Source organism: Mucilaginibacter pocheonensis (genome assembly GCF_031456535.1).
Lineage (GTDB): Bacteria > Bacteroidota > Bacteroidia > Sphingobacteriales > Sphingobacteriaceae > Mucilaginibacter > Mucilaginibacter pocheonensis.
Genome location: NZ_JAVDUU010000002.1, coordinates 818616 through 840397, shown reverse-complemented (window position 1 = coordinate 840397; position 21782 = coordinate 818616). Strand labels below are relative to the sequence as shown.

The following is a 21782-nucleotide window of genomic DNA, read 5'->3' as shown; positions in this document are numbered from 1 at the left end:
TATAGCATGAGCACACAAACTAAATCAGATCCTACCATATTCATCATTTTTGGTGGCACGGGCGATTTAAATTCCCGGAAAATTGCACCAGCCCTTTATAATCTTTTTTTAGATGGCTGGATGCCTAAACAATTTTCAATTATCGGTACTGGTCGCACCAAGCTTACAGATGAGCAGTTCAGGGATAATCTGCACCGCGATATTGACCAGTTTTCGCGCAGCGGTAAAACCGACGAGAAAAAATGGGCCGAATTTCAAAAGAACATTTATTACCAGGTATCAGATGCCAATGACTTTGAAACTTACAAAGAGTTTGGCAAACGGATAGAAAAGCATAATACCGAATGGAAAGCTAAATCAAACGTACTGTTTTACCTTGCGGTAGCGCCTAATTTCTTCCCGATAATAGCTTCCAATATATCAAAAGCCAAACTGGCCGATGATAAAAAACGGGTAAGGATAATTATTGAGAAACCATTTGGGCACGATCTGGAAACAGCGAAAGAGCTGAATCAATTGCTGTCGAACATTTTTGATGAGTGCCAGATATACCGTATTGACCACTATCTGGGTAAAGAAACGGTTCAGAACATTATGGCATTCCGCTTTGCCAACTCCATTATGGAGCCGTTGTGGAACCGTAATTATATTGAACACGTACAGATATCAGTTACAGAGCAATTGGGCGTTGAAGACCGTGGCGATTATTATGATGGCTCAGGTGCCATGAGGGATATGATCCAGAACCACCTGTTGCAATTGCTTTGCCACATAGCCATGGAACCACCGGTTAGCTTTAATGCCGATGAGGTGCGCGACCGTAAGGTTGACGTGTTAAAGGCGATGCGCAAATTTACTCCCGAGGACGTGCGTAACTCGGCCGTTAGAGGTCAGTATGGCAGCGGATGGATGAAAGGCCAGGAGGTTCCCGGATACCGTGACGAACAGAAAGTTGCTCCCGAGTCAAATACCGAAACTTTTGCCGCCATTAAGTTTTTTGTTGATAACTGGCGCTGGCAGGGTGTACCGTTCTATTTACGTACCGGTAAAAGAATGCACCAGTCGTCATCGGTTATTACTATTCAGTTTAAGGATGTTCCGCATTTGATATTCCCTACCGAAGCGGCCGAAAGCTGGCAGCAAAACCGGCTGATCATCAGTATTCAGCCCGAAATGAGCATCCGCTTACAGGTGCAGGCCAAACGCCCGGGAATTGACATGGTATTAAATGCTGTTGACATGGTGTTTGATTATAAGGGCACTTATACTAACCAGGCGCCTGAGGCTTATGAAACCCTGATCCTGGATACCATGATGGGCGATCAAACTTTGTTTATGCGTGGCGACCAGGTAGAGGCCGCATGGGAATTGGTAATGCCTATCCTGAATACCTGGCAAACTAAAAAAAGCTTGAATTTCCCTAACTATTCTGCCGACTCATGGGGACCTGAATCTGCCGAGGCCTTAATTGCCCGCGACGGATTTAACTGGTTCACATTGCCGGTAAATGGTAAAAAGCATTAATATAGGTTTAGGTTTTAGTAGTGAGTTATAAGCAACGCTCACTACTCACCATTCACCAACCCAAGTAATAAGGACAGATGAAATTGAATATATTTAATACTGCCGATGAGGTGCTTACCGCATTGGCAGATCATTTTATTAAAGTTGGTAGCGAATCGATAGCTGCCAGGGGCAAATTTACGGTGGCTTTGTCGGGTGGCAGCTCGCCAAAAAAGTTGTATGAGCTGCTGGCTTCAACCTCCTATGCTGACCAGCTGGACTGGGAAAAGGTATATTTCTTTTTCGGCGATGAGCGCAATGTGCCCCAGGATCATAAAGACAGCAATTACCTGATGGCAAAAAAAGCCCTGTTTGATCCGTTGATGATAAGCCCGGTGAATGTTTTTGCGGTTGATACTACGTTTGAGCCCGCTGAAGCTGCTGCAAAGTATTGGGAAATGATCTCGGCCTTTTTTGATGAAGATGAGCTGAGCTTTGACCTTGTGCTACTTGGTTTAGGCGATAACTCACACACCGCGTCGTTGTTTCCGCATACACCGGTATTGCATGATACCACGCCCGGCGTTAAAGAAGTATGGCTGGAAGACCAGCAGGTATGGCGCATTACATTGAACGCCCCGTTAATTAATGAGGCGCGCTATATAGCTTTCCTGGTGTATGGCGAGGGCAAAGCCATAGCAGTACATCACATACTGGAAGATGCCGAGGACATTGAAGAGTACCCGGCGCAACTGATAGATTCTATAGCAGGGGAAACAGCCTGGTTTTTAGATGAAGCCGCCGCCGCTGACCTTGAAGACCGCGAATAACAGCCACAAAAGCTACTTTAAAAAGCCGCCGCATGTTTATCATGCAGCGGCTTTTTTGTTAATCGACTCACCCTGTCATCGCTCCGCTCGACATCCCTCTCTCCGCCTTCGGCGCAAAGAGGGAATTCACAAATAGATAAAAGATAATTGGACAATGGATCAAAGAAAAACCACCTCCTTAACCCTCTTTATGGCGAAGCCAAAGAGAGGGTCGGCCAGCGCAGCGTAGCCGGGGTGAGTCGTCTACTCCATATTTGCCGAAGCGCGGCCCGAGATGCAGAAGATCCCCTGCTCCTCAGGGTGACAAGGCCTTTGCATCAATTTTCCCCTTCAAAACTTGAAGGGTTCTAAAACTTAACAGATTGGCGAGCTTACTTACCCCCAATATGTTCCAGCGCGAAATTGATGAAATTGCTGGTGAGGCCATAATCTTCAGTTCCTTTACGGCGGATAAAAAAGAAATCGCGGGTGATCTTTAGCCCTTCAACCGGTACCTCTATCAGGTCGCCTTCGGCCAGTTGGCGAATGATGGAAGGGCGGGGCATAAAGCCCAGGCACTGGTCGGCCAATAAAAAGTTTTTAAGTGCCTCAGTACCGCCTAAACGGATCTTTACAGACAGATCGGCCGGCTTAATATGAAGTGCCGATAGTGACTTTAGTACTGCGTTTAATGTTCCGGAACCGCGTTCGCGCACAGCCAATGGCGTTTTTACCAGTTGCTTTAATGTTAATGATTTGCCCGCCAGCGGACTTTTAACCGAGCATACCGGTATCACCTCGTCGCTCATAAAAGCCCGGTATGACACGGTAGTAAGTTTATTGTCTACTTCAATAATGCCGATGTCAACCTCATGGTTAAGCAGGGCATTCAGGATATATTCTGAATTGCGGTTCACCAGTTGTACGTCAACGTTGGCATATTCACGCTGAAAACCGGAAAGTATGGATGGTAAAATGTATAAGGCAATGGTAGTACTTGCCCCCAGCCGCAAATGCCCAGCCGCTTGCGACAGATTACTGTGCACCGAGAGATCGTATTCAATTTTCCGTTCAATTTCGGTAGCTTGCTGCAGATATTCGTTTAGCTTATTGCCCGCTTCTGTAAGCAGTATGCTATTCCCCTTGCGCTCAAACAGCGGCACTTTATACTGATCCTCAAGCGCCTTAATATGTTTACTGATAGCCGGTTGAGTAACAAACAACACCTGCGCAGCCTTACTAAAGCTAAGGTTGGCGGCAACCTCCATGAAAACACGGTGAGCAAAGGATATCATTCGGCTAAGTTAACTTTTTAACTTTTCAAAAAAGCGGCCCGTAAATTTATAGGTAATAAATTTGCGGGTCATTTTATGATTAAAATCAACAAGGGGCGTGCGAATGACCTGGGCCGATTTGTCAAAGTATATAGTTGGGTACGATTTCCAGTCGGCTATTGAACTTGCATCAAAATCATAATGCAATTGACTATATACGCCGCTTGGAGTTTTTATAAGCGGCGGATTACCGACGAGCTTACCTTTATCAATAGTAAATATTTTTAAACCCTGCCCTGCCTTGGCTGTGGAGTAAATGCAATTATATGGGGCCAGGTAATATGTTTTATTGTTGCTTGTAAATGTATATATCTTTGAGTACCAGAGTGACAGGTTTCCCTTTTTGCCAACGGTATCCATTTTTAACAACGAAGCGGTTTGTCCGTTGCTTTTGTATTGCAGTACATTATATATATCAAACCCAGGATTACCCAACTGGGTGTTCCAGGAATAGGTACGGAACAAGCCATCGGCAGAAGTTGCTATAACCAACCGCTCTTTAATCAGCGAAATAAAGCTTTGATTGATGGTTGCAGGATATTTAGAGGTATAATACTTTAGTTTAAACGCAAATATTTTGTTTTGCTTTCGCAGGGAGTCAATAGCTTTCCATTCCTTTTTATGAGCCCCATAATAATTTACTTTTTTGAGTATCCGGAGCAGATCGTTCTCAATTGACTGCGGGCTGTTTTGCGCAAACAAGTGAGCTGAGGTTAAACAGCAACAGAAAACAACTATCAGCTTAATGGTTTTCATGGGGAACAAGTTACTAAAAAAAAGCAAGTGTCGCGGATATATATGGTATCTTCAACGAGAAAAAAATATTTCATCCTGTTTAATTATGAATGGCTATTCTCACAAAAAAGCCCTGTAACTTGTGCTACAGGGCTCGGTGAAATAATTTTTCTGCTCGTTTATGCCTCAACCGGCTGACCAATTAAATGTGCAGCAGCCAGATATTCTGCAATCTGCACCGCATTGGTAGCGGCACCTTTACGCAGGTTGTCTGATACTATCCAGCAGTTTAATGTATTAGGCTGGGTTTCGTCGCGGCGGATGCGGCCAACAAACACCTCGTCTTTGTCATGCGCGTCAAGCGGCATAGGGTATTTCAGATTGGCAGGATCGTCAACTACAACAATACCGGGCGATTTTGCCAAAAGCTCACGTACTTCGGCCAGGTCAAAATCATTCAGGAATTCTATGTTAACCGATTCTGAGTGACCGCCCATAACCGGGATCCTTACGGTTGTAGCAGTAACCTGTATGCTATCATCGCCCATGATCTTTTTAGTTTCCAGGATCATTTTCATCTCCTCTTTGGTATAGCCGTTGTCGGTAAACACATCTATTTGAGGAATAACATTCAGATCGATAGTATAAGGATAAACCTTTGGGCCATCAATACCTTTACGCTCATTAAATAGCTGGTCAACAGCCTTAACGCCGGTACCGGTTACCGATTGGTAGGTTGATACAACTACCCTTTTTATTTTATATTTATCATGAAGCGGTTTTAAAGCAACTACCATTTGTATGGTGGAGCAATTAGGGTTGGCTATGATTTTATCATCGGCCGTAAGCACCCCGGCATTAACTTCGGGCACAACCAGTTTTTTGGTTGGATCCATACGCCATGCCGATGAATTATCAATAACGGTTGTGCCAGCGGCCGCAAATAAAGGGGCCTGCTGTAATGAAGTGCCGCCGCCAGCCGAGAAAATAGCTACGTCAGGCTTCATCTTAATCGCATCCTCAACAGAAACTACCTTAAACTGCTTACCCTTAAAAGTAATTTCTTTACCAATACTTTTTTCTGAAGCTACGGGAATTAATTCTGTAACGGGGAAGTTGCGTTCTTCAAGAACCTGCAACATTTTGGTGCCTACTAATCCTGTAGCACCTACTACTGCGACTTTCATTGTGTTAATTTGTTATATAATAAAACTTTAAACTCCAAATATGCACATTTTTTTTGAGTTTCAGGGACTTAATCTATTGAGTTAGTAGTTTATTGGAAGTAAGAGATTCAACTCAGTCCATAAAGATCTTACTCAAGTCGGCTTTTTTGGAATGGCGGGCAGACTCACCCCGGCTACGCTACGCTGGCCGACCCTCTCTATGGCTTCGCCATAAAGAGGGTTGAGGAGATGTTTTTTTCTTGCTCCTTTCGAATGTTTTTTATCTGATTTATAAATTCCCTCTTTGCGCCGAAGGCGTAGAGAGGGATGTCGAGCGAAGCGATGACAGGGTGAGTCTAAACGTGCGCAAACTCACCCCGGCTACGCTGCGCTGGCCGACCCTCTCTTTGGCTTCGCCATAAAGAGGGTTGATGAGATGTTTTTTTCTTACCCCTTCATCCAACTATCTTTTACCTGATTTATAAATTCCCTCTTTGCGCCGCAGGCGGAGAGAGGGATGTCGAGCATAGCGATGACGGGTGAGTCTAAATGCGCTCAGCCCCACCTCCCTTTTGCCTCTTTCGTTTGTAAATTCTATTAAAACAACAATTTTTTATACCTTGCATAACACACCAATAAATTATAGTGACGTTTCAGGATTTTAATTTCAACGAACAATTATTTGAAGGCATACAAAGTATGGGGTTTACTACCCCTACGCCTATACAGGAAATGGCCATTCCGGTTATTTTAAACGGACAGGACCTTATTGCCTGCGCCCAAACCGGCACCGGTAAAACCGGGGCTTATTTACTGCCGGTTTTAAATCACATCAGCGCTACCAATAAACACCATACCAGCGCGCTTATTTTAGCGCCAACTCGCGAACTGGCCCAGCAAATTGACCAGCAGGTTGAGGGATTGGCCTATTTTACCGGCATCAGCTCAATAGCGGTGTTTGGCGGCGGCGATGGCATGGCTTATGAGCAGCAGCGCCGGGGCATTCAAAACAATGTAAATATTATAATTGCCACTCCCGGACGGTTAATAGCCCACCTTACATCGGGCGTTTTAAAGCTTAACCACTTAACGCACCTGATATTGGATGAGGCCGACCGTATGCTCGACATGGGTTTTTCTGACGATATCATGAAGATCATCAGCTACCTGCCCAAAACCAGGCAAACGCTTTTATTTTCGGCAACCATGCCCGGGCGCATTCGCTCGCTGGCCAAATCGGTACTAAAAGATCCGCAGCAGATCAATATCGCCATATCACAGCCAGCTGTAGGTATCGATCAGCAGATCTACCGTTTGCATGATCAACAAAAAACACCCTTGCTGCAGCTTATTCTGCGCGATTCGGCCTATACAAGTACCATTATTTTCGCATCAAGGAAAGAGATCGTAAAATCATTGTATAAAGAACTTAAGGGCATAAAGATAGATGCCATGGCTTTCCACTCAGACCTGGAACAAAAGGAACGGGAAGAGATATTGCTGAAATTTAAGAACAAACAGCTGCCGGTTATTATTGGAACCGACGCCCTGTCGCGGGGTATTGATGTGGAAGGGATTGACCTGGTTATCAATTACGATGTTCCCGGCGATCCGGAGGATTACATACACCGCATCGGTCGCACCGCACGCGCTGCTACCACCGGAACTGCCATTACCTTTGTTAATCATCGGGATGAGCGCAAACTAAAAAATATTGAGCAACTGATAGAGCGGCCCATCCGTTTGGTAGGCCTGCCCGATGAACTGGCATCTATACAGCCAACCGCTACGCATCATGACCAGTCTGATGCTAAAAAGAAACCCAACAGGCGCTTCAACAAAAAAAGACCCAAAAAGAATATTCAGTAAAATGAAAAAGAGCATATCCCAAAAGCTGCTTTTAAAGATCATACTTGGCGCAGCGCTGGCTGTGCCATCCGTTACTGCACTGGCACAGGATAAAAAAACATCAGGAAACCCGGTTGTTGAGGGCTGGTATGCCGATCCGGAAGCCAAAATATTTGATCATCAGTATTGGCTGTATCCTACTTACTCTGCCAAATACAATGAACAGGTATTTATGGATGCTTTTTCATCGCCCGATCTCGTGCACTGGACCAAACACAGTCACGTTGTTGATACCAGCGGTGTTAAATGGGTGCGAAGGGCCTTGTGGGCTCCGGCCGTTACCGAAAAAGATGGAAAGTATTACTTGTTTTTCGGCGCAAATGACATCCAGAACAATAGCGAAAAAGGTGGCATTGGCGTAGCCGTGAGCGATAAACCCGAGGGCCCGTTCAAAGACCATCTTGGCAAACCCCTTATAGACCAGATCATTAATAAAGCCCAGCCTATTGACCAGTTTGTTTTTAAGGACGATAACGGTCAGTATTATATGATATACGGCGGCTGGGGGCAGTGCAACATTGTTAAGCTAAAGAATGACTTTACAGGCGTTATTCCGTTTGAGGATGGCATTACCTATAAAAAAATAACCCCCGAAGGCTATGTTGAAGGCCCGGTGATGTTTAAGCGCAATGGCAAATATTATTTTATGTGGAGCGAAGGCGGTTGGACCGGCCCTGATTACCGTGTTGCTTACGCCATTGGCAATACGCCGTTTGGGCCGTTTAAACGCATAGGTACTATCCTGAAACAGGATGCAACCATTGCCACCGGGGCCGGCCACCACTCTGTAATTAATGTACCGGGCACCGATGAATGGTATATCGTTTACCACCGCCGTCCCTTAACAGAAACAGATGCCAATCACCGCGTTATGTGTATCGACAAAATGTACTTTGATGCCGATGGCAATATCAAACCCGTTAAGATAACCAACGAAGGAGTAACGTCAAGAATGTTGAAATAGAAAAATACCAAATATTTAAACCGCGCGATAAAATTAAATTTTCGCGCGTTTTTTGTTTAAAAAATCCTCAATTTGAGTTATAAACGAGTGATTTTTGATTAAAAAAGTGTTAAAAACGATGTTATTTAACCAAATAATTCGCTGCTCAGATAGCGGTCGCCACGATCGCAGCAAACAAAAACGATAACGCCCTCCTTAAGTTCCTGTGCCAGTTTAACCGCCGCCGACATAGCGCCGCCGCTGCTCATCCCGGCAAAAATACCTTCCACTTTGGCCAGTTTACGGGCCATTTGAATGGCATCTTCCTCGGTTATATCCATTACCCGGTCAACCCGGGTTGCATCAAATATTTTGGGGAGGTAAGCCTCGGGCCAGCGGCGTATACCCGGTATAGACGATCCTTCAGTGGGCTGGCAACCAACAATTTGTATATTTTTATTCTTATCCTTAAAGTACCTCGAACAGCCCATAATAGTGCCTGTAGTGCCCATTGCACTCACAAAATGGGTTATTTTGCCATCGGTGTCGTGCCATATTTCAGGGCCGGTAGTTTTTACGTGGGCCATATAATTATCCGGGTTGGCAAACTGGTTCAGCAGGAAATACTCGTCTGTTGCGCCCTTTTCTTCGGCATAATCGCGGCATAGTTCAATACCTTCGAGCAAGGTGACCTTAGCACCAAAAGCCTCCATGGTAAGGGTTCGTTCACGGGTAGAGTTAGATGGCATTACCAGCTCAATCTCCAGGTCAAACAAACGGGCTATCATGGCCAGGGCAATGCCGGTATTGCCGCTGGTAGCTTCAATTAATTTAACTCCCGGTTTTATTTCGCCACGTTCAATAGCGCTGCGTATCATATTAAGGGCGGCCCGGTCTTTCACGCTGCCGCCTGGATTGTTGCCCTCAAGCTTGGCGTATATCGTCACATTAGGGTTGGGATTTAACTTCTTTATTTCAACCAAAGGTGTGTTGCCTATAATATCAATAATGCCTGCCATAATATATTTTTTTGTGGATGTATAAGTTTATTTTTTATCACCAAATATACGCCTGGTGAGGCTTTTTAATATGCGATGATTGGGCGTATGGTAAACCCGTGAATTTGGCGGAAGGCTCTTGGTAAGCCAAACGTTGCCACCTATAATGCTGTTATGACCAATAATGGTTTCGCCGCCTAATATGGTAGCACCCGAATAAATGACCACATTATCCTCAACCGTCGGGTGCCGCTTGGTATTGGCCATGCTTTTATCAACGCTTAAAGCGCCTAAAGTAACGCCCTGGTACAATTTTACATGTGAGCCGATGGTGCAGCTTTCGCCTATTACTATACCGGTACCGTGATCAATATAAAAATACTCGCCAATTTTGGCAGCCGGGTGTATGTCGATACCCGTTTTGGAATGAGCATATTCGGTCAGTATCCTCGGGATCAGCGGAACATCATCCATATATAAGCTATGGGCCAGTCGATAAAGGGATATGGCATAAAAGCCAGGATACGTACGTACAACCTCAAATTCGCTTCGCGCGGCCGGGTCCCCATTAAATATAGCCTGAATATCTGTGTTCAATATCTGGTAAAGCCGGGGTAGATCTTCAAAAAACCTGGCCGCCCGCTTTCTGTTATCACAATCGTTACATGCTTTGGTGACTTCCATAATATGGTATAGCTCATTCTCCAGCAATGTAAACTCCGCTTTCAGGGCGTCAACATCCGCAAACGTTTTTCCGGTTTGTTCCGGGTACAGCATGTGGATAACCTGCAGCGCCCACTTAGTGATCTCTTTGTTAGACGGCACAGCCTCAAGCTTTTGCTGCTTGTTAAAAATTTGCTCGTAAAATTCCTGACCCATGTTTTATTTTTGGTTGTTAAGGATAACAACTTCTCTCAAGTGCAAGTTTATGGAAAAGAATGTGTTTTGTATGTAAAAAGCGCTACTAAATTGATAGGCAACCTAAGCTGTGTATTCAATAATCCTTTTACCTTTACCTTGTTATCTTTATTTATAACTAACCACCACCATGAAACGACGTTCATTTGTAAAAGCCTCCGTTATAACAGGAGCTGCAGCAAGCATATTACCACAAATTGGCATGGCAACATCAGCAAAAGAAAAAGCAGGTACAGAATTTTATGAACTGCGGGTTTATACACTAAAGAACGAAACCCAGCAGAAATTGGTAGAAGATTACTTTCAAAATGCGGCCATACCGGCGCTTAACAGGCTGGGCAGCAAAAACATTGGCGTGTTTACAGAGCTTAAGCCCGATGGGCAAACCAAAATTTACGCGCTGATACCTTTTAACAGCCTCGCCGATTTTTTAAACGTACAGGAAAAGCTCGATAAAGATATTGACTATAAGGAAAAAGGAGCACCGTATTTAACCGCGCCGGCAACAGAACCAGCTTACGAACGCATTGAAAGCTCGTTTTTAAAAGCCTTTGCACACATGCCCAAAATGCAGGTACCCAAGCAGGATCCGCGCATTTTTGAGCTGCGCCGGTATGAGCATGCCAGCGAAAGTGCCGGTAAAAAGAAACTGGAAATGTTTAACGATGCCGGAGAGATTGATATTTTTAAACGACTTGGCTTTAATCCGGTGTTTTTTGGTGAAACGCTGATTGGCGACCACCGGCCCAACCTGATCTATATGATCACTTTTGATGACCTTGATGCCAAAGCCGCGCATTGGAAAGCCTTTGGCAGCGACCCGGAATGGAAAAAGACAAGCAGCATACCTGATTATGCCGACGCCAAACTGGTATCACATATTACATCAACATTGTTACAGCCAATTGGTGCATCGCAAGTGTAATTAAACCATTCTATTTATAATAAGTCTTTTGAATTTAGTGTTCATAATACACTATATTTACATTAACCAATTTAAAAGTAAATCAATGACAACCAGACGCTCATTTCTTAAAACTTCGGCATTGCTTTCGGCCGGACTTTTAGCAGCCCCAAACTTATTTGCATACGATAAAAAATACATCGGTCTGCAATTATATACGGTTCGTGATGCCATGGGTAAAGATCCTGCAGCGGCTTTGGCTAAAGTTGCGCAAATAGGCTACACCTCGGTTGAAGGTGCTACTTATACCGGCACGGAATTATTTTACGGAATGGACCCTAAAACATTTAAGGCCCAGTTAAAACAAAATGGCCTGATTATGCCAAGTGCGCATTACCGCCTGGGCGAGGAGCTGGTTAACGGCGCATCGCAAAAGGGAACAATCCTGAACGATTGGGAAAAAGCGGTAGCCGACGCGGCAGAGGTTGGCATTAAATATATGGTTTGTGCTTACCTATCGCAGCCGGAACGCGGATCTCTTGATCATTATAAAAAAATTGCCGACGATTTTAATAAGGCAGGAGAAACCTGTAAAAAGGCCGGTATACAGCTTTGCTACCATAACCACGATTTTGAATTTATACAGGAAGACGGTAAATATCCATACGAAACCATACTGCAAAATACTGATAAGAACCTGGTAAAGTTTGAAATGGACCTTTACTGGATAACCAAAGCCAACCAGGACCCTATCGCTTTGTTTAATGAAAATCCGGGCCGGTTCCCGCTATGGCACGTCAAGGACCTGGATAAAACCCCCGAAAGAAAATTCACGGAGGTTGGCAATGGTATAATCGACTTTAAAAAGATATTTGCTCAATCAAAAAAAGCGGGGCTGCAATATTTCTTTGTGGAACAGGATATATGCCCCGGTGATCCGTTTGACAGTATTACCCAAAGCATTACTTATATTAAAAAGAACCTGGTATAAAAACCTTGTTACAATATCAGATTAAATACAAACCATCGTTTTTTAATTAAAGCGATGGTTTTTTATTTGATCATAGTATATCGCTTCCTGCCTGATTATTATAAGTATGGAAATTGATATCAATATGATAAAATGCCTGCTCGTTATTTTAACTGCATCATTTGTGTTTGCATGTGTGGCAGAGGCACAACCGGGCAAACAGCTAACCATTGCCCATGTCAAACTTGCACCATTACCAACTGATCAAAACTACCAGGAGCTGGCTTCCAGTTGATCATGACATTATAAAAGTGGCAATTAAGGCAGTAATCAACATTTATTTTATAAAATTGCCTCATGATCCGCCTTATACTCACCATAATATTACTGCTGATATCCTTATTGGCTATTTTTAAGGCTCCTGAATATTATTTATGGATGCTGGCTATTTTGGTTACAGAGTATCCATGGATATTTATGATGCTTACAGCTGTAGTACTTTTAACAGGTTTTTATGGTGGTAAATACCAGCTCACGGGCACCATTGCAGGCATTGTCGCTTTTGTATTATTTACTTCGCCATTGGTAAGGGCCGGTATAGTGGCAAACACGCTGAAGCAAGATTTTACAGCATCAATGGGCACTGATACTGCCCACTATCAACAACCTTTTAGTTTCTGGAAGCAATTTAAGAATGTAAAAAAGGCGGCGCCAAAGCAATTAACCTATATTTCAAATTCGGCCTACAATTTAACGCTTGACTATTATGGCTCACAAATTACAGGCAGCAGGCCGTGTGTAATAGTAGTACATGGTGGTTCATGGAGCAAAGGCGACAATAAGCAACTGCCGGAATTAAACAGCGCTCTCGCGACAGCTGGCTATAATGTGGCGGCAATAAATTACCGTTTAGCGCCCGCTTATCAAAATCCGGCCCCGGTTGAAGACGTTAAAGCAGCGATCAATTATCTGCACCGGAATGCTATAGCGTTACATATAGACACGGATAACTTTGTCTTGCTGGGCCGGTCTGCAGGGGCACAAATAGCTTTACTGGCCGCTTACACCCTGAATGAGCCTGGCATAAAAGCAGTTATTGATTATTACGGGCCAGCCGATATGGTTTGGGGTTATTCGGCGCCGGCGAGCCCGCTTGTTATGGATTCGCGCAAAGTGATGAGCGATTATGTAGGCGGCACCTATCAGCAAATACCACAAAAGTACGCCGAAAGTTCGCCGCTTGAGTTTGTAAACAGCCAATCCGTTCCCACACTCATTATTCATGGTGATAACGATGTATTGGTTTCGCCCGAACACAGCAGGCGGCTAAATATAAAACTGCAGCAAAAAGACGTTAAACATTTTCTGCTTAAACTGCCTTGGGCAACTCATGGTTTTGATTACAATTTGAACGGACCAGGCGGTCAACTGGCTACGTATACCGTGCTAAGATTTTTAAATACCGTAACGCGGTAAACTTATCTTATCAAACTTAATACCTTTTTCAAATCCGGATCGGTTCCATTTACCACATCCTCCGGGGTATATATAACGGTATAATCGGGCATTATACCATGACCAAATACCGGGTGCTTATCAACAGATACAAAGCGCAGCCATGGAAATTCAACAACAATATGCGTGTTGGGCAATGTTAAGCGCTGCATAGTGCCCCCGCTGCAGCCTTCGGAGCCACCGGCGGTTTCACGGCCTATAAATTTCACGTTTTTACATTGAGCTTTAATTGCAGTTGACGTATGTGCCCCAGCCGAAAATGTAGCGCCATCAATTAAAACAAACAGGTTGCCGTTAAAGTGCGCCTTTTTATCAAGAGCCGTAGTGGCAAGCAAGTTTCCGAAAGCCGGTTTGAAATCAATGTGATAATAGGCGCCTTCCTTTGGGCCGCCCGGTTTAAAGCTCTGGTTAAAGCTTTCTGTACGCACGATATCAAAATATTTTCTGAAATGATTAATAGCAGGGTTGGGTATTCTTGATTTTACATCGTCAACCATTTGAAAAGGCGCATCAGCCAGATAAGTTAACAATTTTGCTGCAACCCTGATGTCGCCCCCGGTATTGTGCCGCAAATCAATGATCAGATTTTTTATTCCTTTTTCATGTATCTGTTTAAAGGCCTCTTCAAAAATAGTAGTATCATTATATTGATAGCTATGTACCTCAAACCAGGCCGTTGGCGAGTTTTTTAAAAACCGTAAAGGTAAATAATCTGTATTTTTAGCTTCGGTCCAGTTGGCATATTTACCGGCTTGTTCTTCCGAAACAACCGAAGAAGTGGCTGCTAAGCTATCTGTATTAATAGTTTTTAACGCGCCCTGCTTAGTACGCAGCGAAATATGGTATGGCGGCATCCAATGATAATATTTGTTACAGGCATCTTCAAAGCCATCATATTCGCTTAAAAATAACTCTTTAAAGGTTTTATTATAGCCATCGCCGGCATATAGGGAGCTCCCATGGTTAATAATGGCTGCCACAGGAACATTGTTCATACCCAGTATTTCATCACCGGTGTTAAGCCCTTTTATCTTATGTGTGGTAATCCAGGCCTGGTGGCCGCGAACCAATACCTCAAAAGGTAAAACCGGGGCTTTAGCGCCTTTATATCCCGCGGAATGCTTAAGTTGGGTATGGCCGCAACCAAGTTTAGCTAATAAAGGATATACCTGGCTAATAAAATCTGTTTCGGATAATGGCTCATTGATGGATGCTGCTACCTGATCATACGTGCTTTGCAGACTGTCGGCGGGAGTATAGATACCATAAGCCGGGTGCATCTCTTTGATGGCCGACCAAAGTACAAAGAGATCTGCCCGCATACTTTTCACAGGCAGCTTTTGCACGGTCGCGCTAATATCTCCCGGCTTTTTTTTGCCCTTCTGTTGATCACATCCTAAAAATATAAATGCTATAAATAAACAAAGAACCGTTTTAATAAATGTTTTAGGGATTATGTTCATTGTAGTTAAACCCCATATTGGGCTGATTTAAAGATAATAAAAAATAATATTTACTATTTATAAATCATGCTAAACATAGTGGCCTATTATAAGCCTGAGTAATAATCATAACCTTGTTCGGCCCAGTAATCGCGGGGGCGGCTATCGCTAAAGCTGATACTGCCTATCCGCTTCAGGTTCTTTATGCCATATTTAACAGGTATAATAAGTCTTAACGGGGCACCATGTTTAGGTGGTAAGGGTTTTTCATTTACCTCATAAGCCAGTAGGGTTTGGGGGTGCATGGCGCTGGGCATATCAATACCCACATAATATTCTTTATCCGGGGTTTCCATACCAACATATCCCAGGCTGGTTTGGTCATCAAGCTTATAATGGCTTATAAAATCGCTGAACTTTACACCCCCCCAGTGCGATATCTGATCCCAACCTTCAACACATTTAAAATCATATATGATATCAGTTTTAGGCAGCGCTTTTATTTCATCAAGAGTAATTTTCAACACTTCTCCCGATTGCTTTTTCACCTGTAAGCTCCAGGCAGCAACATCTATTTTCCCTTCAGAGCCAATATCGCTGTTATGGCGTACATTTTTTGCAGCCATTTCTTTAGGATAGGTTTTCACCAGGTTGTTATTGCTGAAAAATTTGCGAAATGCCAGTTCTGTTTTATTTAATGCCCGCCTTAGTGGCTTACGTGCGCCTGCGGTTACACTTGCGGTCTCCTCAGGTGAGTTGTAAAGCCACTTCCAGCCACCGTAGGCCGCACCTGAAAGCACAATAAAGCTGCCAAATGAAATAAAGTTGCGCCTCGTGATCTGCTGATCAACGGTAAGTGGTTTTTTTGGCGCTTTATCTTTTTTACCGAATGGTTTTTTCATCGTTTGGTGTAGTAGGTTCAATAATAGTTTTGGGTTCTTCATTCACAACCTCAAACCCCGAAATAACAGATCTGAAATTATTCCATCCAGCCAATATTACCTGTACAATGTGTATCACAAAGAAAAACACATAGCCAATAGTTAAGGCAAAATGAAAAATGCGGGCCAGATGGTACCCGCCGCAAAGCCAGGTTAAATAATAAAACTGCACGGGTTTATAAATGGCCAGTCCGGTTATTAACGAGCCAAAGCCCATCACAATAATGGCGGTATAAGCAATACGCTGTGCGGCGTTGTATTTATTTTGAGGCGGAGCCATTTTGCGGATATGGAGGTCATGCAGCAACACCAGCCAGGCCTCTTTAAATGATTTTTTTTGAGGCACAAGCTCGCGCCACTCCCCGGATATCATGGTATACAATAAATATAAAAATCCGTTGATGGCAAAAAACCACATAAATAAGAAATGAAAAGCCATTCCCTCGGCCAGGCGGTGGGGGATATGCAGCTTATCATAAAACCACTGGGGGAAAAACATAAAATAAGTATGCCCGAACAGTGTTATCTTATATTCATCATTGGCCCAATAGATAAGCATCCCGCTCCATATCATAATGGTTAGTATTGGAAAGTTTATCCAGTGGGTCCAGCGCATCGCTAAAGAATGTTTTTCTTTGATGACTTTCATATTCGCTTTATATTATTTGCCAGCGTTAACAGTTGTATTTATGTCCGACTTTGCAGCTGCCAAAATTTGGCCGTTGGCTTTATTTTGTACAAAACCAATTACTTCCCAGCCATTGGTATTAAATCCGCCGGGCGCATTAATTACAGCAGTACCCGTTTCGGTTGTATTTAAGGGTTGGCTTTGAAGCACACGGACAATTTGCACATGCGACAAAGTTTTACCGCCGTTTTCGCCGGCGCCAATTTTTGACTGCGCCGCTTTTTGTACCAGGGCCAATAATAAGGTTTTATTTTGAGTACCTGCTGTGTGATATTGCACGGTAACTTTTCCCTGACCATTTTGGGCATTAAGCGTTAACGTTGCGGCGGGGGTTGCCCGTAAACCCGCAGTAATGGCGTTCCTTAAATTTCCCTCTTCTGACCCTATAAACTCCTTTTGGCCATTTACCACAATTTGCGGTGTATAAACAGATTTAAGCCTCAACCACCCAGCGTACTCATGTTGCCTTTTGGAATATTCGGTGCTGCTAAAAACATCTTTCCAGCCCAGGCGGTTCCAATAGTCAACGTGAAAAGCTAATATGTAAACCTGCTTATCCTTATCTTCTTTTTGTACCCTGGCCACCAATTCATCAGCTGGAGGGCAGCTTGAACAACCTTCAGACGTAAAAAGCTCAACCACGGCAAAGCCTTTTCCCGGTGTTTTCACCTCCTCCTTACTTGCAATGGCCTCATCTTTATTAGTAAAAGCCGCTGATGCTATTACCACCATTACAAAGCCGGTAATAGCGACAAATATTTTAATCGGTTTCATATTTTGTTGTTTGATATACGTTTTTTTCGCTTAGTCGGGTTGCCGATAATAACCTTACAATAAAATTTTATTTTTCTTTTTGTGACGATGGAATTCCTTTACCTTCTTAAATTATTTATAATCAATATGGTATATGTAAATTTAGTTAATAAATGCGCTATATATTATAACGAAAAAAAGTATAGGTTTTTTGTAAGAATTTAAGCGCATTACCGACTAACTGTTATACATAAATTTACTTATGGTAATTGAAAATTTATTGAACCCCCACCGCTGGGTTGAGGCCCATGCCGATTATTTATATGCTTATAGCCTGGCACGTATTAATAACGAAGAGCAGGCAAAAGATCTGGTGCAGGAAACCTTTTTAGCAGCCCTGCAAAACGCCGGCAGGTTTGAAGGGAAAAGTTCTGAGCGTACCTGGCTTACAGCCATTCTGAAAAACAAGATCATTGATGTGTACCGAAAAAAATCATCGGGACTGAAGGCGGTGGATGAAAAGGAAGCGGAGGACGAACAGCATGATTATTTTGACGCGGATAACGGGCATTGGAATGATGCTCATAAACCACTGCCGTTTGGCATTGAAGATCATGACCCGTTGACGAATAAGGAGTTTAATAACATATTGCAAAAATGCCTGCGAAAATTACCATCGCTCTGGATGTCAGTTTTTGTTATGAAATATATGGATGATGCGGACGCTGGTGTTATTTGCAGCGAGCTCAGGGTGAGCCAGTCAAACTTTTGGGTTATTGTTCACCGGGCTAAACTTAGCTTAAGGGCTTGTCTTCAAAAAAACTGGATTTAAAGAAATTAAGTATGAGTCACTTAAAAAAAATTATATATAACTGCAAGCAGGCTACTTTACTGATCGAAAAAAGGCAGATACAACATTTGACCTTTCGCGAAACAATAGAGTTGAGGATACATTTGGCCGGTTGCTCCATGTGCAAACTTTATAATAAACAGAGCCAAATAATTAATACCATGGTAAAGCAGCTTTTTTATAACGCTATGCAACCAGGCAATATCACCCTTGATGATGATTTTAAAAAAGATCTTCAAAACCGTATTGAAGAAGAGTTAAATAAAAATTGAAATACTTTGTAAGGTTTACGCTCAGCTACCCGACTAAGACTGAAATAATTAATAAAGAATCAAAAACTAAAAATCAAAGTATGAAATCAATTATTTCAGTATTCGCCGCAAGTTTGGTGGCCGTTTGTTTAACTGTGAATGTACAGGCCAAATCATTAACCCCATTAAAGGTATCAACCGTTGCGATGAGCGATACCGGCAAAATGTCAAAAATGGAAAAGAAGAAGATGAGCAAGATGTCAAAGAAAATGGATAAAAAGAAAATGGCTAAAGACACTGCGAGTAAAATGTGAGTTGTTTTTGTTTTTATAAGGGGAGCAAAAGCTCCCCTTAATTAAATGTTCAATAATTTATAAGCACATGAAAAAATATTTATTAATAGTAGTAATCGCCCTGGCCTGCCTGCCAGTGTTTGCTCAAACCGGCCTCACTAAAGGAGATTCAGCACCTATATTCAACGCAAAAGATAATGTCGGAAAAATCATTGATCTGAAAGCGTTGCTTAAATCACATAAATCAGTAGTACTGTTTTTTTACCGGGGCGAATGGTGCCCTTATTGTAACAAGCATATACAGCAACTACAAGACTCATTGCAACTATTAAGTAACAAGGGTGCATATGTAATTGCCGTTACTCCCGAAACGAATGAGGGCATTAACAAAACCATTCAAAAAACACATGCCTCGTTTTCTATAATCCAGGATAAGGGTTATCAGATTATGAAAGATTACAAAGTTAATTACGTATTGGATGATGCCACCGTGGCCAAATATAAAACCTATGGCCTGGATTTGAACAAAAGCAACGGCAATACAGATCATATACTGCCTGTTCCGGCAACTTATATAATTAACCAGATGGGTAAAATAACATTCGTCCATTTTAATAAGGATTATACTAAACGGGCTACCGTGAATGACATGCTGCAGGTGCTCTAATATGGAATGGAGCAGAGCGTGCGTAGTTGAATAAATTTAACATACAGCGCTTTCGCATCAGGTATTACATGTTATTCAAAGCTCAAAACCTCATCTGTCAGGCCATCCAGCTCATGCGGGTAATGGCTTACTATAAAAGTAGTTGTATCCAGCTCCTTAAAAAGCGCTTGCAATTCTGCAATCAGTTCAGTTTTCATTTTATAATCAAGCGCCGAAAAAGGTTCATCCATCAAAAGCAATTTAGGCTTAGTAGCCAGCGCCCGCAATATGGCCAGGCGCTGCTGCTGGCCTCCTGAAAGATATTCAGGTTTACATTGCTCCAGCGCATCCAGCTTACCCAATAGCAACAACCGTTTTATCCATAACTCATCATCCGTGGCATATTCCAGATGTTGCCTAACCGTCATGTTAGGGAATAAAGCATATTGTTGAAAAACAAAACCTGTATTTCTTTTTTGGGCCGGTAAATTAATTTTTGCATCGGCATTAAACCAGGTAACACTGTCAACTACAATAGAACCCTTTTCTGGCATTAATAAACCCGCAACAACTTTTAGAAAAGTAGTTTTCCCAACTCCCGACGGACCATATATTTTGGTAATGCTGCCGCTTTCAAATTGCCTGTTAACCTGCAATAGCTGTTGCCCGTGGTAGGCATTTAATTTTTTCTCAATAGCTATAGTGATCATCCTAATGGGCTTTTTGCCTGGTATTTATTAAATACAAAAACAGCTATTACCAACACAAAGGTAATTGCAAATAAAATGAGCGAATAGTTGTTGGCCATGTCATAATCCTGCCGTTCAACAGAATCGTACACGGCTATGGATGCCACCCTGGTTACTCCTGGTATATTACCGCCTATCATCAGCACTACACCAAATTCGCCTAAAGTATGTGCAAAAGTAAGTACGGCGGCTGTTAAAAGTGAGGGTTTAATATTTGGCAGCAGTACGTACCTGAAAGTTTGCCACTCTGTTTTGCCCAGTGTATACGAAGCCTCGGCCAGTGCAGATGGCAATTGCTGCAGGGCTGATTTAACCGGGCCAACCATAAAAGGCATACTATAAATAACCGATGCCAGTACCAGTCCGGGAAATGAAAATACAAATTGAATATCAAACTCCTGTTGCAGCCATTTACCTATGCCGTGCTGCGGGCTAAAAGCCAGCAATAAATAAAATCCCAGCACGGAGGGGGGCAATACCAATGGCATGGTAATTATGGCTTCGACCACTATCTTAAAAAACGACCTCCCTCTGAAGAGCCACCATGCAAATGGCAATCCTATCACCAATAAAAGCAAGGTGGTAATGCCTGCTAATTTTAAGGTAAGCCAAATTGGTGAAACATCCATAGGTAACTAATTTATACTATAATTATTGCATGCGGTAGCCATAATTGATGAATATCTTCTTAGCAGCAGCACTCAATATATACCTGTAAAATTTTTCAGCAGCAGGGTTATCGGCAGCATGTTTTAGCAGTACCATCCCCTGCAATATAGGCTGATACTGCCTGTGGTCAACTATCTGATAGTATAATGCTGATTTATTGCCGGCTTCCTTTACAAGCGCTTGCGTAGTAAAGCCAACATCAACCACACCGGTTGTGATATAGGTATTTACCTGGGATATGCTTTCGCCATAAACAATTTTTGATTGAATATCATCTAAGATACCTTTCCCCTGCAGCAGCTCTGTAGCTGCTTTGCCATAAGGAGCGATGGCCGGGTTGGCAATAGCAATTTTTTTTACCCGCGGACTCATTAACACCCGTTCCCAATTATTAAAGCCTATATTTTGCGAACTGCAAATGATAAGGCTACCCGCGGCATATGCTACAGGCTTTTTAACTGCAAACCCTTTTGTAAACAGCGTTTCTGGAAAACTCATATCTGCCGACAAGAACACATCAAAAGGAGCGCCATTACTAATCTGCGCTACCAATTTTCCCGACGAAGCGACGATGGGTTCAATCACCAGGCCTGTTCGTTGTTTAAAATCCTTTTGCAGAACTTCTATCACCGATTGCAGGTTGGCCGCTGCCGCCACTCTTATATTTTGTGCAAATAAAGTATGGTGCAATAAAATGGAAATAAGCGTGAAAAATACAAGCAGCTTTTTATTCATGTATCAACTGATTAAAACCGGCTGTGGGTTAAATAACAAAATACTAATATACAATGGTTATA

24 protein-coding genes are annotated in these 21782 nt (G+C 42.9%); 12 read left to right on the top strand and 12 right to left on the bottom strand.

The features are described 5' to 3' along the window. The first annotated feature begins 6 nt into the window (after positions 1-6). Together zwf and pgl are read left to right on the top strand one after the other, a co-directional pair. Complete coding sequence (gene zwf, locus J2W55_RS10560) at positions 7-1524, top strand: glucose-6-phosphate dehydrogenase (protein WP_310095363.1); 1518 nt, start codon at positions 7-9, stop codon at positions 1522-1524. Between the two features lie 77 nt (positions 1525-1601). After that, positions 1602-2333 carry a 6-phosphogluconolactonase gene (gene pgl / locus J2W55_RS10555; protein ID WP_310095361.1) on the top strand — a complete coding sequence of 244 codons (732 nt, stop codon included), beginning with the start codon at positions 1602-1604 and terminating at the stop codon, positions 2331-2333. 371 nt (positions 2334-2704) lie between these two features. Here the strand turns inward: pgl and J2W55_RS10550 are convergent, their stop codons facing one another. From J2W55_RS10550 to J2W55_RS10540, 3 genes are all read right to left on the bottom strand, one after another. Further along, complete coding sequence (locus tag J2W55_RS10550) at positions 2705-3607, bottom strand: LysR substrate-binding domain-containing protein (RefSeq protein WP_310095359.1); 903 nt, start codon at positions 3605-3607, stop codon at positions 2705-2707. A 9-nt stretch (positions 3608-3616) separates the two neighbouring features. Further along, positions 3617-4402, bottom strand: a complete 786-nt coding sequence (locus J2W55_RS10545) for a hypothetical protein (protein WP_310095356.1) — start codon at positions 4400-4402, stop codon at positions 3617-3619. Positions 4403-4560: 158 nt separating this feature from the next. Next, positions 4561-5568, bottom strand: coding sequence for an aspartate-semialdehyde dehydrogenase (locus J2W55_RS10540; protein ID WP_310095352.1), 1008 nt, complete (start codon positions 5566-5568; stop codon positions 4561-4563). A 624-nt stretch (positions 5569-6192) separates the two neighbouring features. Between J2W55_RS10540 and J2W55_RS10535 the strand changes: the two genes are divergently transcribed. After that, on the top strand, positions 6193-7416 hold the full coding sequence (locus J2W55_RS10535) for a DEAD/DEAH box helicase (protein ID WP_310095349.1): 1224 nt from the start codon (positions 6193-6195) through the stop codon (positions 7414-7416). 1 nt (position 7417) lies between these two features. After that, entirely contained in the window at positions 7418-8419 is a 1002-nt protein-coding gene (locus J2W55_RS10530) for a glycoside hydrolase family 43 protein (protein WP_310095347.1), read from the top strand. A gap of 125 nt (positions 8420-8544) precedes the next feature. Here J2W55_RS10530 and cysM read toward each other — a convergent pair whose 3' ends face one another. Beyond that, positions 8545-9417, bottom strand: coding sequence for a cysteine synthase CysM (cysM, locus tag J2W55_RS10525; RefSeq protein WP_310095345.1), 873 nt, complete (start codon positions 9415-9417; stop codon positions 8545-8547). A 27-nt stretch (positions 9418-9444) separates the two neighbouring features. Next, positions 9445-10275 carry a serine O-acetyltransferase EpsC gene (gene epsC, locus J2W55_RS10520; RefSeq protein WP_310095343.1) on the bottom strand — a complete coding sequence of 277 codons (831 nt, stop codon included), beginning with the start codon at positions 10273-10275 and terminating at the stop codon, positions 9445-9447. Positions 10276-10444: 169 nt separating this feature from the next. On the opposite strand from epsC, the gene J2W55_RS10515 reads away from it, so the two are divergent. The 4 genes from J2W55_RS10515 to J2W55_RS10500 all read left to right on the top strand — a co-directional run bounded on the left by J2W55_RS10515 (position 10445) and on the right by J2W55_RS10500 (position 13664). Next, positions 10445-11239 carry an NIPSNAP family protein gene (locus J2W55_RS10515; RefSeq protein WP_310095341.1) on the top strand — a complete coding sequence of 265 codons (795 nt, stop codon included), beginning with the start codon at positions 10445-10447 and terminating at the stop codon, positions 11237-11239. A gap of 85 nt (positions 11240-11324) precedes the next feature. After that, a complete protein-coding gene (locus tag J2W55_RS10510; RefSeq protein WP_310095338.1) occupies positions 11325-12209 on the top strand; it encodes a sugar phosphate isomerase/epimerase family protein in 885 nt (294 codons plus the stop codon). A gap of 106 nt (positions 12210-12315) precedes the next feature. Beyond that, positions 12316-12483 (top strand): hypothetical protein, encoded by a 168-nt coding sequence (locus J2W55_RS10505; protein WP_310095337.1) that lies wholly within the window; start codon positions 12316-12318, stop codon positions 12481-12483. Positions 12484-12545: 62 nt separating this feature from the next. Further along, a complete protein-coding gene (locus J2W55_RS10500; protein ID WP_310095335.1) occupies positions 12546-13664 on the top strand; it encodes an alpha/beta hydrolase fold domain-containing protein in 1119 nt (372 codons plus the stop codon). A 2-nt stretch (positions 13665-13666) separates the two neighbouring features. Here the strand turns inward: J2W55_RS10500 and J2W55_RS10495 are convergent, their stop codons facing one another. From J2W55_RS10495 to J2W55_RS10480, 4 genes are all read right to left on the bottom strand, one after another. Then, on the bottom strand, positions 13667-15025 hold the full coding sequence (locus tag J2W55_RS10495; protein WP_310095332.1) for a S41 family peptidase: 1359 nt from the start codon (positions 15023-15025) through the stop codon (positions 13667-13669). Between the two features lie 227 nt (positions 15026-15252). Beyond that, a complete protein-coding gene (locus J2W55_RS10490) occupies positions 15253-16047 on the bottom strand; it encodes a molybdopterin-dependent oxidoreductase (protein ID WP_310095330.1) in 795 nt (264 codons plus the stop codon). Beyond that, a complete protein-coding gene (locus tag J2W55_RS10485) occupies positions 16028-16735 on the bottom strand; it encodes a cytochrome b/b6 domain-containing protein (RefSeq protein WP_310095329.1) in 708 nt (235 codons plus the stop codon). Before J2W55_RS10485 ends, J2W55_RS10490 begins: the two co-directional genes overlap by 20 nt. 12 nt (positions 16736-16747) lie before the next feature. Beyond that, positions 16748-17548, bottom strand: a complete 801-nt coding sequence (locus tag J2W55_RS10480; RefSeq protein WP_310095326.1) for a DUF1223 domain-containing protein — start codon at positions 17546-17548, stop codon at positions 16748-16750. A gap of 241 nt (positions 17549-17789) precedes the next feature. Between J2W55_RS10480 and J2W55_RS10475 the strand changes: the two genes are divergently transcribed. From J2W55_RS10475 to J2W55_RS10460, 4 genes are all read left to right on the top strand, one after another. Then, positions 17790-18359 carry a sigma-70 family RNA polymerase sigma factor gene (locus tag J2W55_RS10475; RefSeq protein ID WP_310095323.1) on the top strand — a complete coding sequence of 190 codons (570 nt, stop codon included), beginning with the start codon at positions 17790-17792 and terminating at the stop codon, positions 18357-18359. Between the two features lie 11 nt (positions 18360-18370). Further along, entirely contained in the window at positions 18371-18649 is a 279-nt protein-coding gene (locus J2W55_RS10470) for a hypothetical protein (RefSeq protein WP_310095320.1), read from the top strand. An 80-nt stretch (positions 18650-18729) separates the two neighbouring features. Beyond that, complete coding sequence (locus tag J2W55_RS10465) at positions 18730-18942, top strand: hypothetical protein (RefSeq protein ID WP_310095318.1); 213 nt, start codon at positions 18730-18732, stop codon at positions 18940-18942. Positions 18943-19009: 67 nt separating this feature from the next. Continuing rightward, on the top strand, positions 19010-19588 hold the full coding sequence (locus tag J2W55_RS10460) for a peroxiredoxin-like family protein (protein WP_310095316.1): 579 nt from the start codon (positions 19010-19012) through the stop codon (positions 19586-19588). Positions 19589-19659: 71 nt separating this feature from the next. Here the strand turns inward: J2W55_RS10460 and J2W55_RS10455 are convergent, their stop codons facing one another. From J2W55_RS10455 to modA, 3 genes are read right to left on the bottom strand one after another with little or no spacing between them, the layout of a single operon-like run. Beyond that, on the bottom strand, positions 19660-20277 hold the full coding sequence (locus J2W55_RS10455) for an ATP-binding cassette domain-containing protein (protein WP_310095314.1): 618 nt from the start codon (positions 20275-20277) through the stop codon (positions 19660-19662). Further along, the gene (gene modB, locus J2W55_RS10450; protein ID WP_310095311.1) at positions 20274-20945 is read right to left on the bottom strand and encodes a molybdate ABC transporter permease subunit; all 672 of its coding nucleotides are present in this window, start codon (positions 20943-20945) and stop codon (positions 20274-20276) included. Before modB ends, J2W55_RS10455 begins: the two co-directional genes overlap by 4 nt. Before the next feature lie 22 nt (positions 20946-20967). Continuing rightward, entirely contained in the window at positions 20968-21720 is a 753-nt protein-coding gene (gene modA / locus J2W55_RS10445; RefSeq protein WP_310095308.1) for a molybdate ABC transporter substrate-binding protein, read from the bottom strand. Between the last annotated feature and the right edge of the window lie 62 nt (positions 21721-21782).

Excerpts from the sequence above, each read along its gene's own strand:
- J2W55_RS10550 (WP_310095359.1), bottom strand. The coding sequence starts at position 3,607 with ATGATATCCTTTGCTCACCGTGTTTTCATGGAGGTTGCCGCCAACCTT.
- J2W55_RS10480 (WP_310095326.1), bottom strand. The coding sequence starts at position 17,548 with ATGAAACCGATTAAAATATTTGTCGCTATTACCGGCTTTGTAATGGTG.
- pgl (WP_310095361.1), top strand. The coding sequence starts at position 1,602 with ATGAAATTGAATATATTTAATACTGCCGATGAGGTGCTTACCGCATTG.
- J2W55_RS10515 (WP_310095341.1), top strand. The coding sequence starts at position 10,445 with ATGAAACGACGTTCATTTGTAAAAGCCTCCGTTATAACAGGAGCTGCA.
- modA (WP_310095308.1), bottom strand. The coding sequence starts at position 21,720 with ATGAATAAAAAGCTGCTTGTATTTTTCACGCTTATTTCCATTTTATTG.
- J2W55_RS10530 (WP_310095347.1), top strand. The coding sequence starts at position 7,418 with ATGAAAAAGAGCATATCCCAAAAGCTGCTTTTAAAGATCATACTTGGC.
- epsC (WP_310095343.1), bottom strand. The coding sequence starts at position 10,275 with ATGGGTCAGGAATTTTACGAGCAAATTTTTAACAAGCAGCAAAAGCTT.
- J2W55_RS10505 (WP_310095337.1), top strand. The coding sequence starts at position 12,316 with ATGGAAATTGATATCAATATGATAAAATGCCTGCTCGTTATTTTAACT.
- J2W55_RS10465 (WP_310095318.1), top strand. The coding sequence starts at position 18,730 with ATGAAATCAATTATTTCAGTATTCGCCGCAAGTTTGGTGGCCGTTTGT.
- J2W55_RS10500 (WP_310095335.1), top strand. The coding sequence starts at position 12,546 with ATGATCCGCCTTATACTCACCATAATATTACTGCTGATATCCTTATTG.
- J2W55_RS10495 (WP_310095332.1), bottom strand. The coding sequence starts at position 15,025 with ATGCGGGCAGATCTCTTTGTACTTTGGTCGGCCATCAAAGAGATGCAC.
- J2W55_RS10490 (WP_310095330.1), bottom strand. The coding sequence starts at position 16,047 with ATGAAAAAACCATTCGGTAAAAAAGATAAAGCGCCAAAAAAACCACTT.
- J2W55_RS10545 (WP_310095356.1), bottom strand. The coding sequence starts at position 4,402 with ATGAAAACCATTAAGCTGATAGTTGTTTTCTGTTGCTGTTTAACCTCA.
- modB (WP_310095311.1), bottom strand. The coding sequence starts at position 20,945 with ATGGATGTTTCACCAATTTGGCTTACCTTAAAATTAGCAGGCATTACC.
- cysM (WP_310095345.1), bottom strand. The coding sequence starts at position 9,417 with ATGGCAGGCATTATTGATATTATAGGCAACACACCTTTGGTTGAAATA.
- J2W55_RS10475 (WP_310095323.1), top strand. The coding sequence starts at position 17,790 with ATGGTAATTGAAAATTTATTGAACCCCCACCGCTGGGTTGAGGCCCAT.
- J2W55_RS10470 (WP_310095320.1), top strand. The coding sequence starts at position 18,371 with ATGAGTCACTTAAAAAAAATTATATATAACTGCAAGCAGGCTACTTTA.
- J2W55_RS10510 (WP_310095338.1), top strand. The coding sequence starts at position 11,325 with ATGACAACCAGACGCTCATTTCTTAAAACTTCGGCATTGCTTTCGGCC.
- J2W55_RS10460 (WP_310095316.1), top strand. The coding sequence starts at position 19,010 with ATGAAAAAATATTTATTAATAGTAGTAATCGCCCTGGCCTGCCTGCCA.
- J2W55_RS10455 (WP_310095314.1), bottom strand. The coding sequence starts at position 20,277 with ATGATCACTATAGCTATTGAGAAAAAATTAAATGCCTACCACGGGCAA.
- J2W55_RS10485 (WP_310095329.1), bottom strand. The coding sequence starts at position 16,735 with ATGAAAGTCATCAAAGAAAAACATTCTTTAGCGATGCGCTGGACCCAC.
- J2W55_RS10540 (WP_310095352.1), bottom strand. The coding sequence starts at position 5,568 with ATGAAAGTCGCAGTAGTAGGTGCTACAGGATTAGTAGGCACCAAAATG.
- zwf (WP_310095363.1), top strand. The coding sequence starts at position 7 with ATGAGCACACAAACTAAATCAGATCCTACCATATTCATCATTTTTGGT.